Consider the following 10955-nt stretch of genomic DNA (forward strand, 5'->3'; position numbering starts at 1 on the left):
CCCGCTCTCAATGTCGACAGTCTGGAAAACCATGAAACCCACCGTTGCTCCCCAGGACTACGGGGAAGCCCTTCCCCTCGAAGCGGAGGAAATCCTTCATTACGACCACGTGCCGGACCGCTGGAGCGGCGCAGCATGGCTCGACAAGGCGCTCGAATGGATTGTGGGAGCGGCGATTCTCGCGGAGCTCGTGGTGATCCTCCTGAACATCACCGTCCGTGTCATCACCGGTGATTCGGTGCTCTGGACGCAGGAGGTGTCCGAGATTGCCCTGCTGACCATCGCTTTCATCGGCGGTGCCATTGCCTACCCGAAGGGCGCGCACATGTCCGTCCAGGCGCTCATCATGCGCCTGCCCGCAACCTGGAAGCCCTACCTCGCAGCACTTGTGGACTGGCTCGTCTTTGTCATGAGCGCCGGCGCGCTTGCCCTGTTCGTGCCCACCCTCGTCCAGCAGCTTGAAGAAAAAACTCCCATCCTGCAACTGCCCGTCTTCTGGGTCAACATGCCCTTCTCCGTGGGCATGGTCCTCATCGCCTGGTTCGCCCTGGTCAAACTGCGGCGCCAGCCCTGGCGTCCCGCCGTCGTCGGTGCCGGAATAGCGGCAGCCCTGGTCGCCGTCGTCCTGGTCTCCCCGCCCCTGTTCTACTACGCCTCCCCGAACGTCCTGCTCGTGGTGGTCCTCGTGGCCCTTTTTGCCCTGCTGTTCCTGGGACTGCCCATTGCCTTTGTCCTGGCCCTCGCCTCCGGAATCTACCTTTACGTTGGCGGCATTTCCGACGTGAGCGCCATCCCGATCGGCATGGCATCCGGAGCCAAGGGCTTCGTCCTTCTGGCCATTCCCTTCTTCATCCTTGCCGGCACGGTCATGAACTCTGCAGGCCTTACCCTGCCGTTGGCCAAGCTCGTTGATGCCTTGATCGGCCACCTTCGCGGCGGGTTGCTGCAGGTCGTGGTGGTCACCATGTACATCTTCTCCGGCATCTCCGGCTCCAAGGTCGCCGACGTCGCAGCAGTCGGCACCACCATGCGCGGCATGCTCGAAGAGCGCAAATACCCGCGGGGCGAGGTGGTGGCGGTGCTGTCGGCGTCGGCCATCATGGGCGAAACCATCCCGCCCAGCATCGTCCTGCTCATCCTCGGCTCCATCACCACCATCTCAACCACCACCCTCTTCCTGGCGGGCTTCCTGCCGGCAGCGTTCCTTGCCCTGGTGGTCATGGCCCTGGTGTTCCTGCGGGCACGCAGGCAGGGAGGGGTGCCAAGCGCCAAGGCCACGTGGCGGGCCCGGGGTTCCGCCACCTTCTTCGCCCTGCCGACGCTGCTGCTGCCTGTGGGAATGGTGGTGGGGATCCTCAGCGGATTCGCCACCCCCACCGAAGTTTCTTCGGTTGCCGTCGCCTACGCCTTCGTGCTCGCGGCAGCGTATCGGCGCGGCAGCAGGCGGCTGCTCGGCGACACCCTGCGGGAAACGACGACGACGGCGGGCATGGTGCTGTTCATCATCGCCGCGGCGTCGCCCCTGGCCCAGACCCTTGCCCTGGCGGGCGTCTCGCAGCAGATCCATGACCTGATGTCCGGGCTGGGCGATTCACCCATCCTGTTCATGCTTTTCACCGTGCTGCTGCTGGTCATCATGGGCCAGCTGCTCGAGGGCTTGCCCGCGGTGCTGATCTTCGCCCCGCTGTTGCTGCCGATCGCCACCGACTTCGGCGTCAACCCTGTTCAGTACGCCATGGTCCTCATCATCTCCATGGGCATCGGCTCCTTCGCCCCGCCGGCGGGGGTCGGCTTCTACGTCGCCTGCGCCACGGCCCGCGAAACCGTGGAAAACAGCCTCAAACACTTCTGGCCGTATCTGGCGGCGGTGTTCATCGGCCTCCTCGTTCTCGCCGCCGTGCCCTGGTTCAGCACCTTCCTGCCCGCCCTCGCCGGCCTGATCCCCTTCTAACCCATGGCGAAATTTTCATCTCCCCTCGGGCCCGGTGTCTCCGTCTCGCTGCTGGGAACCGGCCCCATGGGAGCCCCCATCGCGCGGAACCTCATCGATGCCGGGGTGCCGCTGACCCTGTGGAACCGCACCGTCCAAAAGGCCGAAGCCATCGAAGGGGGGACGGTAGCCCCGCAGCCAGCCGATTCCGCGGCGGATGTTGTCCTCACCGTCCTGCCGGACCTGCCCCAGGTCGAAGCACTGCTCGACGGCGATGACGGCCTGGTCGCGGGGTGGTCGCGGGCAGGGGTGGTCGAACCTGTCCTGGTTATCCACGGCACCGTGTCACCCACGGCGGTCACCGCTTTCGCCGCCCACTGCAAGTCCCGTTACGGCGTCGTAGTCATCGATGCTCCGCTCAGTGGCGGGACCATCGGGGCGGAGCAGGGCCGGCTGAGCATCATGGCGGGCGGGCCCCAGAGCGTGGTCCAGTGGCTGACCCCGCTTTTCGAGCTCTACGGCTCCACCGTCATTTGGTTCGGGGAGGCCGGGGCCGGGTCCATTGTGAAGGCCTGCAACCAGATCGTGGTGGCGGCAACGGTCACGGCACTGTCGGAATCGATGGCGCTCGCGAAGGCGTCCGGACTTGACCTGGCAAAGGTCCAGGCAATCCTCAAGGGCGGACTGGCCAACTCGGAAGTCCTTCAACAGAAAGGCGGCCGCTGGGTCACCGGGGACTTCCACGGTGGCGGTTCTGCCAAGAACCAGCTCAAGGACCTGCGTTTCGTCACGGAGGCGGCGGCGGACACCGGACTCCCACTGCCCCTCGCCACCACCCTTAAAACGGAATTCCAAACACTGGTCACCAAGGGTCTCGGGGACCTTGACCACACAGGGATCTACCTGAACATCATCAGCAATCGAGTAAAGGAACCGTCATGACCATCGTCGTCACAGCAGTATTCACGCCCGAAGACGGCGCCCGCGGCCAGGTTGTCGCAGCCCTCGAGCCCGCCATCGCCGAGGTCCACAAAGAGCCCGGATGCCTCCTGTACGCCATCCACGACGCGCCCAACGGCCAGATCGTAATGATCGAGAAGTGGGAGAGCGCCGAGCTGCTCGACGCGCATGGCGACGGAGACGCCGTCAAGCGGCTCAACGCCTCACTGGAAGGACTCCTCGCCGAGCCCGCTGAGGTCACCCGCTTGGTTCCCATCCCGGCCGGCACTCCCCAGCAGGGCGCCCTGTAATGCCCCAGCGCATCGTGGTCATGGGGGTCTCTGGTGCCGGAAAATCCTCCGTGGGCCAGGCGCTCGCAGCCCAGCTCGGGGCTGGCTTCATCGATGGCGACACCCTGCACCCCGAAGCAAACGTCAGGAAAATGGCGTCAGGCGTTCCCCTCACGGACGACGACCGATGGCCGTGGCTCCAGCTCGTTGGTACCAAGTTGTCCGCCGGCTCGCACGGCGGAACCATTGTTGCCTGCTCAGCCTTGAAGCGAAGCTACCGGGACGCCATCCGCACGGCGGCGCCGGACACCACGTTCATCCTGCTGCAGGCCGACCGGCCGGCACTGCAGCACCGGCTCACCCAACGCCCCGGACACTTCATGCCGGCCTCCCTGCTCACCTCGCAGCTGGAAACCCTGGAGGAGCTGCAGGACGACGAATCCGGGCTGATGATCGAGTCAACGGGAGGCATCGACACGACCGTGGAGCAGATCCGGAGATTGTTGGAGCTGGAAGGGGCGACGACGGCGGCGAGCTGATTGCCGTCGTCGAACGTTCCGCGGGGGCTGCTTCTGCTGTGGCTGGATCGTCCGGGAGGGTCAGCCCGCAGCTGACGGTGCGGGGGCAGCCGTCAGAATCCCACGTTGTCTTTGCCCTTGAGGCCCAGCATCTGGCGGGCTTCGTCGGGCGTTGCAATCTCAAAGTTGAGCGCTTCGAGAATGGTGCGGATGCGGGTGACCTGCTCGGCGTTTGAGCGTGCGAGCTGACCGGGACCGATCCACAAGGAGTCCTCCAGCCCTACCCGGACGTGGGAGCCCATGGCTGCGCCGATGGTGGCAAGCGGCATTTGGTTCTTGCCGGCACCAAGAATGGACCACTGGTAGTCGTCGCCCAGGAGCCGGTCTGCGGTGCGCCGCATGTGCATCAGGTCCTCGGGGTGTGCGCCGATGCCGCCGAGCAGGCCGAAGACGGACTGGACGAAAAGCGGTCCCTTGGCCAGGCCGCGGGAGTGGAAGTGCGCCAGGTTGTTCAAATGGGAAATGTCGTAGCACTCGAACTCGAAGCGTGTCCCGTTGGCATTGCCGATCTCCAGGATGGTCTCGATGTCCTGGAACGTGTTCTTGAAAACCAGGTCACGGCTCTTCACCAGCCCTTCGCGTTCCCAGTCGTGGGTGAAGTCCTTGAACCTGTCCAGCATTGGGTACAGCCCGAAGTTCATGGACCCCATGTTCAGCGAGGCGAGCTCGGGCTTGAACAAGGCCGCCGGTTGCATGCGTTCTTCAACCGTCATGTGCGGTGATCCGCCGGTGGTGATGTTGATGACCGCGTCGGTGTTCCGCTTGAGCTTGTCCAGGATGGGCTCGAAATGTTCGGGATTCTGCGATGGGCGCCCGTCGCGCGGATCGCGGGCGTGCATGTGCACGATGGCGGCTCCTGCTTCAGCTGCGCCGATGGCGGCATCGGCGATTTCCTGGGGTGTGACGGGCAGGTGTTCGGACATGGAGGGGGTGTGGATGGCGCCGGTAACGGCGCTGGTGATGATGACCTTACGTGTTGCTGCCACGGGACGTTTCCTTTCGGGGTCTTAGTAGAGTTTTTCGGTGTATCCGTCGACGGCCAGGGCCTGGCCGTTGACGTTGCGTGCCATGTCGCTGGCGGCGAAGAGGGCCATGTTGGCGATGTCTTCGGCTTCAATCAGCCGGCCCAGCGACGACTGGTCGCGGTACAGGGCGGAGACGGTGTCCACGGGTTCGCCCAGCATGTCCGCCTTTGCGGCGATGACAGCATCGATGCGCGGACCGTTGACGGCGCCCGGGCAGATGGCGTTGACCCGGATTCCCTCCGCCCCGAGCTCAATGGCGAGGGTTTTCGTCAACCCGATCACCGCCCACTTGGAAGCCGAGTACGCGCTCCGCCCGGCCATGCCGAGGCGCCCGGCCGCCGACGAGAGGTTGATGATTGATGCCCCCGGTGCAGAGCGCAGGAGCGGCAGGGCATGCTTGATGCAGTAGAACTGTCCGTGGATGTTGACGTCGAACGTCTCCTTCCAGGCAGTGCTGTCAAGGGACTGGATGGGGCCCGTCGGCCCGGCGATGCCTGCGTTGTTGACCAGGACATCGAGCCCGCCGAATTCCTCCTGGATCCTGGCCATGAGGTCCTGGACCTGCGATTCGTCCGATACGTCGCTGACGGCTGCCTGGAAGCCCTCGGCACGTGCTTTTTCGACGGCGTCGGGGTCGATGTCCGTTACGAAGACGTTGGCCCCGTGGGCCTGGAATTTGGTGGCGATAGCCAGGCCGATGCCGTTTGCGCCGGCGGTGACCAGGACGCGTTTTGAACTGAAATCCATGGTGTTTCCTTGTGTATCGGGCCCGTCCGGACGGGCAGGGGCGTTTTGGGCGTGCGGGATCACGGCGCCGGCAATGCATGCCGATGACCGGGCTGGTGAAGTGGGCGGGCGGTTAGGCGGGCGGCGCGTTACACCCGCAGGTCCTCCCTATGTGGATGCGGTGCGGACAGATCAAAGAGCTGTAGGTGTTGGACGGGGCTTCGATCCTGTGGAGCAGCATCGCGAACGCCTCCTTGGCCATCTCCTGCTGCGGCTGGACAATGCTCGTCAGGTTGATCAAGCCGGAACGGCTGTGGGCCAGCCCGTCGCCCCCCGCAACCGCCACGTCCTCGGGGATACGGAGGCCCTGGGCAAGCGCGTATTCCATGACGCCGATGGCGAGCTCGTCGCTGCCGCAGACCACGGCGCGGGGCGCCTTGTCCTGGGAAAACAGCCGTTCGGCTGCCAGCCGGCCACCTTCGTTATTGACCCGCGTGCTGATCTTCCACTCGCCGCTGATGGTGACGCCGGCAGCGGCCGCAGCACGGACAAAGGCCTGTTCGCGGGTGAGGGACGCGGTGGAGAAGCGGGGTCCAACCACCGTGGCGATGTCCCTGTAACCATGGCCCAGCATGTGGTCCATCAGCAGGGTTGCCGCGGCATCGTCATCAATGCCGACGAAGTCGCCTTGCAGGAAGTCCGCCCTTCGGGACAGGCAGACATAAGGGATCCGGGCGGTCCGCAGCGTGCGCAGGGCCGTGGCGTCCTCCCGCAGGGCGGCGGCCAGGATGACGCCGTCCACGTTGCGGTTCGCGAGGGTGGCGGTGACCTGTGCAAGTGTCGCCGCATCGTCCTGCGTGGTTGCCACAAACACTTCGTAGCCGGACTCGGCGGCAGCGGAAATGATGCCCTGCGCCCACCGGGGATACATGGGGTTGATGATGTTGGGCAGGATGAGCCCGACGACGCGGGTCCGCACCGGGTCGGAGGATGACGATGACTTACGGGGCCTGAACCCCAGTTCATTCGCCACGCCGATGACGCGGCGCCGGGTTTCGACCGACACACCACCCTTGCCGTTCAACGCGTAGGACACCGTGGCGGGGGAGACTCCGGCTGCACGGGCGACAGCCGCGGCCGAAACGGTTGCGGGACGGGGACTCGACGTTCTGCTGACTTTATGGCCGCTCACCGCCTGCCCCCTCTCCATTGACGTGCATCCACGGTGTCCTTGTGACGTCAATTACAGTAGGAGCGCCCGGCAGCGTTAAGCAACGTTAAGTGCTGCAGGGGTACTTCTGCTGGGAGGTACGACGACGGCGGCGCGGTTAGCGCCGCCGTCGTACCTTCTGCTGTAGCCGCTTGGGGACCGTCAGATGCCGGCTACCCGCTGGATGAACTCGACCGTTTCGCGTTCCGTCTCGGCGCGGGTGGTGGGTTCATTGTGCACCTCGTGCCGGACGCCGGGGAAGACGCGGGTGCGGACGTCCGCGTGGCCCGAATCAGCCAGGCGGTTGGCCACGTGGTAGGCGCCTTCGCCGTAGTTGGTCACGGGGTCCTGGTCGCCGGCGAGGATCAGGACGGGGAGGTCCGCGGGGAGCTGTTTGTACCAGTCGTCGGAGGTGACCTGGTCATAGAGGTCCACGAAGCCCTGCAGGAACCGCGCGCTGAGCGGTGCGCCGAAGTTGTTGAAAGGGTCCCTCCCGTGGTCGGCAACCACGTCTGCGTCCAGCGCCACCCAGGCCGTGGGGCCGGCGCCATCGCTGAAGCGGCCCAGGAAGCCGTCGAACAGTTGGGCCACCAGTTCCTGGGGCGCTGGGTCCGCAGCGGATTCGCCGGAGGCAAGCCGCGCCAGTTCGGGACGGTCGATCATCTTCTCGATGCCGCGCATTTGGGCGGCGATGCCACAGAGGATCAACCCCGAAAGCTCCGTCCGCGGGTCCACGGCCATGCCGCGGGCGATCATGGAGCCCCAACTGTGGCCGAACACCACGTACGGAAGTGGGGGGAGCGCCTCTTTGGCCTTGGCCTGGAGGGTGACTTCGTCCGCGACCACCACGCTGGCGGCGTCCTCGCCGGCGTCGCCCCAGGTGCCCTGCTGCATCGCCGTGCGCCCGTGGCCGGAGTGGTCGCCCGCCACGACGATGAAGCCAGCGTCCACCAAGGTGGAGATGAGGTGGAGGTAGCGGCGGGAGTGTTCGCCGAGCCCGTGGATCAGCTGCACGATGGCCTTGGGTTGCCCGATGGGTTCGTAGACCCACGCCTGGATGGTGTCGCGGCCGTTGGCGGACGTGAACTCGATTTCCTGCAGTGACATATCTTCCTCCCGTGCCGGCGCCGTCGCTGGCTTGTGGCGAGCCTATCCACAGTGCCGAGGGGTGCGTCAATGAATTGTTGGTTCATGTGAGGACCCGCCGCCTAGTCTGAAACCAGCCACGTAGTCCGCCTTGGAAGGAAACCGATGCCGCATCCCACACGTCCCCTGCGCAAGCTGGGGTTCCTGACCATTGGTTTATTTGATCCGTCCAACCCGGCCGCGGGGCATGAATCCACGCTGGAGATCATTGGGCTGGGGGAGCGGCTGGGGTTCGACAGTGCCTGGCTGCGCCACCGGCACCTGCAGTTCGGGATCTCTTCGCCGGTGGCCGTGATGGCGGCGGCGAGCCAGCGGACGTCCCGGATTGAGCTGGGCACTGCCGTGACACCGCTGGGGTGGGAGAACCCGCTGCGCCTGGCCGAGGATCTGGCCACCGTTGACCTGCTCGCCGGCGGGCGCATTAATCCCGGGGTGAGCGTGGGCGAGCCGATGCAGTACGACACGGTGAAGCATGAGCTGTACCCGGACACGGCTGATTTGGAGGTCTTCAGCTACGCCCGCGTGGAGCGGTTTGCGCGGTTGGTTGCCGGGGAACCGGTGCGGGAGTTTTCGGGCAAGCAAGGCGTCGTGGAGGAATTCTCCAACCGTGTGGAGCCGCGCTCTCCCGGGCTGCGTGACCGGCTTTGGTACGGGGCCGGCAGCACGAAGTCGGCCGTCTGGGCCGGTTCGAACGGGTTCAACCTGCTCTCCAGCAGCGTGATCTTCCCGGATAAGGACCAAGAGCCGGACTTCGCCGTGGTCCAGCAGTCGCAGATCCGGGCATTCCGAGAGGTGGCTGCAGCCGCGGGACATGGCGAGGCGCGGGTGTCGCAGGGCCTGGTGGTGATCCCGACTGATTCGGCATCGCCGGTCCAGCGTGAAAAGTACCAGCGGTATGTTGACGAACGTACTCCCCGTACTGCTGCTCCACAGGGGCCGCGGGGCATGATGTTCGCGGCTGACCTAATCGGCACCAGTGATGAGATCGCTGAGCAGCTCTACGCGCACGCAGGGTTCCAGGAAGTCGATGAGGTGGCCTTCGCCCTGCCCTTCAGCTTCGACCACGAGGACTATGTCCAGATCCTGACGGACATCGCGGGCAAGCTGGGACCGGCGCTCGGTTGGACTCCAGGAAGCGATCATCTGGCATCGTAGAGGCGGAACTCCTCAGTTCCATTACCACCTGAAACGCCGCAGGTGCACGTCCCGTGGCAACCGGACGTGCACCTGTATCGCGCGCAATTGGGTCAGGGCTGCTCGAAAGTACCGACCAGCCGTGCGCGGCCGATGCCGTGCGAAAAGATGTTGAACCCCAGGTAGGCGGGGCTGGCTTCAGCGGGGATGTCGAGCTTCTCCACATCCAGCGCGTGTACTACCACGTGGTAGTGGTGCACGCCGTGGCCGGAGGGCGGCGCTGCGCCCACGAAGCCGGGTAAGCCTGCGTCGTTCGCCAACTGCACAGCACCCTCGGGCAGACCGGTTTCCGCTGCTCCGGAAGGCAGGGAGGTGGTCGACGCCGGCAGGTTGAAGACAGCCCAGTGCCAGAAACCGCTCCCGGTGGGGGCATCGGGGTCCAGGACGGTGACCGCGAAGCTTTTGGTCTCCGCAGGAAAGCCTGACCACGACAGCTGCGGGGACCGGTCCTGGCCGCCTTCAATGCCCATCTTTCCGCTGCGCTGTGCCGGGGAAAGGGTGTGACCGTCCTCGATGTCGGCGCTGGTTACCTGGAATTCCGGAAGCTGGGGAAGTTCCTCATAAGGGTCACGGGATGTCATTGCGCGTTGTTCTCCTCGTTACTAGGTGGACCCTCCAAGTATTCCCTAAAGGGTGGGTTGACGGGCTCCTTTGGTGTCTAGGCGGCGGTCTCTGAGAAGCAGCTGCTGACGATGGCGCGTTTTCCTCGCACAGCGGCCTCTTGCGATTCTGGATGAAGCGCCGTCTTCAGTGGACCCCCGGACCGGGGTGCTTATGCAGAGCTCGATGAGCGTTTCGCGGTCCGCGGCATAGTTGTCCAAAGTAAGAGTGTTCGGCAGCATGACCGTCCGGTTGGAATCTAAGACCCCTCCATCCGAGTGTGCAGAAAAGCTGTTCGTGCCCTATTCTGGCGCTCCTATACTTGCTGCCTGACGTCAGGTTTGGGTGTGCTTCGGATTGGCATTTCAGGATCGCTATACGGCATTGGCCTTGTCGCAGAGTGGAGGAGACAGGAGCGGCGGAGCGGTTGTCGTTGCGATTGTCGGCGGTCCTTGTGACCGCCATGGCCGCCCCGCCGCATTTTGGGTAGGCGGGTACTACTGCCTACGGTCTATGGGGAGTGGGCCAGCTACCGTTTGTGCCGGGCCAGGAATGCCGCAATACGTTTAGGGAATTCCACGCGGTCGGTGGCCCGCAACGCGACTGCTGTCTGCCGTGATGGCCCGGTCACTTGTTTCAGGGCGCTGTTCACGGCTGCCTTGGCGGTCCTGAGTGAGGACGCCGCGACAGTGTTCCACCCCGTCAGGGTCTCCTCGAGGGTCTTGTCCAGGTCTTCGTCGGGAACCACTGTGCTGACGAGTCCGATGGCCGCCGCCCGCAGGGAGGGCAGCATACGGTCGCTGAAAAGGAGATCCTTTGCCCGCGATGGACCGACCCGTTCGGCCAGTCGGGACGCGAAGGCGGGTGGGACGAGGATTCCGAGGCGGGAGACGGGCATCCCGACCTTCGCGGATTCTTCGGCGAGCTGCACATCGCAGGCGAGGGCGAGCTGACAGCCGGCGCCTGCGGCGATGGTTTCAATGACCGCGATGGTGGGCACGGGCAGCCGCTCGATTGCCTGCAGGGTCCTTTCCATCTGGGCGAACGTGCCGTCCACGTCCTGAGCGCTGGAGTTGTCCCATTCCCTCAGATCGGAGCCGGCGCAGAAGATGCCGCCGCGGCCGCGGAAGACGACGCCGACGAGGGTTTCGTCGGCTGCCAGCCCTACGCATGTTCTTTCGAGGGCCTGCCAGTCGATGAGTCCGAGGGCGTTGAACCGCAGCCCGGTTCCGATCGTGATCGTGGCGATGCGGTCCTGAATGCGAAGGTCCACGGAATCTGAGGTGGCTGTTGGGGTGTTTTCTACCTCGGTCACGG

The 10955-nt window shown here is 65.0% G+C and carries 11 protein-coding genes; 5 read left to right on the plus strand and 6 right to left on the minus strand.

The annotated features are described in order from the left end of the window. The first annotated feature begins 31 nt into the window (after nt 1-31). Genes J7I84_RS05100 through J7I84_RS05115 form a run of 4 tightly spaced genes read left to right on the plus strand, consistent with a single transcriptional unit; the run spans nt 32 to nt 3698 of the window. Entirely contained in the window at nt 32-1951 is a 1920-nt protein-coding gene (locus J7I84_RS05100) for a TRAP transporter large permease subunit (RefSeq protein ID WP_214941498.1), read from the plus strand. Nucleotides 1952-1954: 3 nt separating this feature from the next. Further along, complete coding sequence (locus J7I84_RS05105; RefSeq protein ID WP_214941500.1) at nt 1955-2872, plus strand: NAD(P)-dependent oxidoreductase; 918 nt, start codon at nt 1955-1957, stop codon at nt 2870-2872. Continuing rightward, complete coding sequence (locus tag J7I84_RS05110; RefSeq protein ID WP_214941502.1) at nt 2869-3180, plus strand: putative quinol monooxygenase; 312 nt, start codon at nt 2869-2871, stop codon at nt 3178-3180. Before J7I84_RS05105 ends, J7I84_RS05110 begins: the two co-directional genes overlap by 4 nt. After that, nucleotides 3180-3698 (plus strand): gluconokinase, encoded by a 519-nt coding sequence (locus tag J7I84_RS05115; RefSeq protein WP_214941504.1) that lies wholly within the window; start codon nt 3180-3182, stop codon nt 3696-3698. The genes J7I84_RS05110 and J7I84_RS05115 overlap by 1 nt, the downstream gene beginning before the upstream one ends. Before the next feature lie 92 nt (nt 3699-3790). Here J7I84_RS05115 and J7I84_RS05120 read toward each other — a convergent pair whose 3' ends face one another. The 4 genes from J7I84_RS05120 to J7I84_RS05135 form a co-directional block, all read right to left on the minus strand. After that, nucleotides 3791-4723, minus strand: a complete 933-nt coding sequence (locus J7I84_RS05120; RefSeq protein WP_214941506.1) for a 3-keto-5-aminohexanoate cleavage protein — start codon at nt 4721-4723, stop codon at nt 3791-3793. A 21-nt stretch (nt 4724-4744) separates the two neighbouring features. Then, the gene (locus J7I84_RS05125; protein ID WP_214941508.1) at nt 4745-5509 is read right to left on the minus strand and encodes an SDR family oxidoreductase; all 765 of its coding nucleotides are present in this window, start codon (nt 5507-5509) and stop codon (nt 4745-4747) included. 112 nt (nt 5510-5621) lie between these two features. After that, a complete protein-coding gene (locus tag J7I84_RS05130) occupies nt 5622-6680 on the minus strand; it encodes a LacI family DNA-binding transcriptional regulator (RefSeq protein ID WP_311381069.1) in 1059 nt (352 codons plus the stop codon). A 180-nt stretch (nt 6681-6860) separates the two neighbouring features. Beyond that, complete coding sequence (locus J7I84_RS05135) at nt 6861-7805, minus strand: alpha/beta fold hydrolase (protein ID WP_214941513.1); 945 nt, start codon at nt 7803-7805, stop codon at nt 6861-6863. A gap of 144 nt (nt 7806-7949) precedes the next feature. Here J7I84_RS05135 and J7I84_RS05140 point away from each other — a divergent pair, with 144 nt between their 5' ends. Further along, complete coding sequence (locus tag J7I84_RS05140; protein WP_214941516.1) at nt 7950-8999, plus strand: LLM class flavin-dependent oxidoreductase; 1050 nt, start codon at nt 7950-7952, stop codon at nt 8997-8999. Nucleotides 9000-9091: 92 nt separating this feature from the next. Here J7I84_RS05140 and J7I84_RS05145 read toward each other — a convergent pair whose 3' ends face one another. Together J7I84_RS05145 and J7I84_RS05150 are read right to left on the minus strand one after the other, a co-directional pair. Then, nucleotides 9092-9619: a YbhB/YbcL family Raf kinase inhibitor-like protein gene (locus tag J7I84_RS05145; RefSeq protein WP_214941519.1), complete on the minus strand. Its 528-nt coding sequence runs from the start codon at nt 9617-9619 to the stop codon at nt 9092-9094. Nucleotides 9620-10167: 548 nt separating this feature from the next. Then, a complete protein-coding gene (locus tag J7I84_RS05150) occupies nt 10168-10953 on the minus strand; it encodes an enoyl-CoA hydratase/isomerase family protein (RefSeq protein WP_214941520.1) in 786 nt (261 codons plus the stop codon). Between the last annotated feature and the right edge of the window lie 2 nt (nt 10954-10955).

This window comes from Arthrobacter sp. ISL-85 (assembly GCF_018613675.1).
In the GTDB taxonomy this organism is placed as follows: Bacteria; Actinomycetota; Actinomycetes; order Actinomycetales; family Micrococcaceae; genus Arthrobacter.

Bases quoted from the DNA above. Each gene is read 5' to 3' on its own strand.
- J7I84_RS05100 (WP_214941498.1), top strand. From the start codon at position 32: ATGAAACCCACCGTTGCTCCCCAGGACTACGGGGAAGCCCTTCCCCTC.
- J7I84_RS05105 (WP_214941500.1), top strand. From the start codon at position 1,955: ATGGCGAAATTTTCATCTCCCCTCGGGCCCGGTGTCTCCGTCTCGCTG.
- J7I84_RS05110 (WP_214941502.1), top strand. From the start codon at position 2,869: ATGACCATCGTCGTCACAGCAGTATTCACGCCCGAAGACGGCGCCCGC.
- J7I84_RS05115 (WP_214941504.1), top strand. From the start codon at position 3,180: ATGCCCCAGCGCATCGTGGTCATGGGGGTCTCTGGTGCCGGAAAATCC.
- J7I84_RS05125 (WP_214941508.1), bottom strand. From the start codon at position 5,509: ATGGATTTCAGTTCAAAACGCGTCCTGGTCACCGCCGGCGCAAACGGC.
- J7I84_RS05135 (WP_214941513.1), bottom strand. From the start codon at position 7,805: ATGTCACTGCAGGAAATCGAGTTCACGTCCGCCAACGGCCGCGACACC.
- J7I84_RS05140 (WP_214941516.1), top strand. From the start codon at position 7,950: ATGCCGCATCCCACACGTCCCCTGCGCAAGCTGGGGTTCCTGACCATT.
- J7I84_RS05145 (WP_214941519.1), bottom strand. From the start codon at position 9,619: ATGACATCCCGTGACCCTTATGAGGAACTTCCCCAGCTTCCGGAATTC.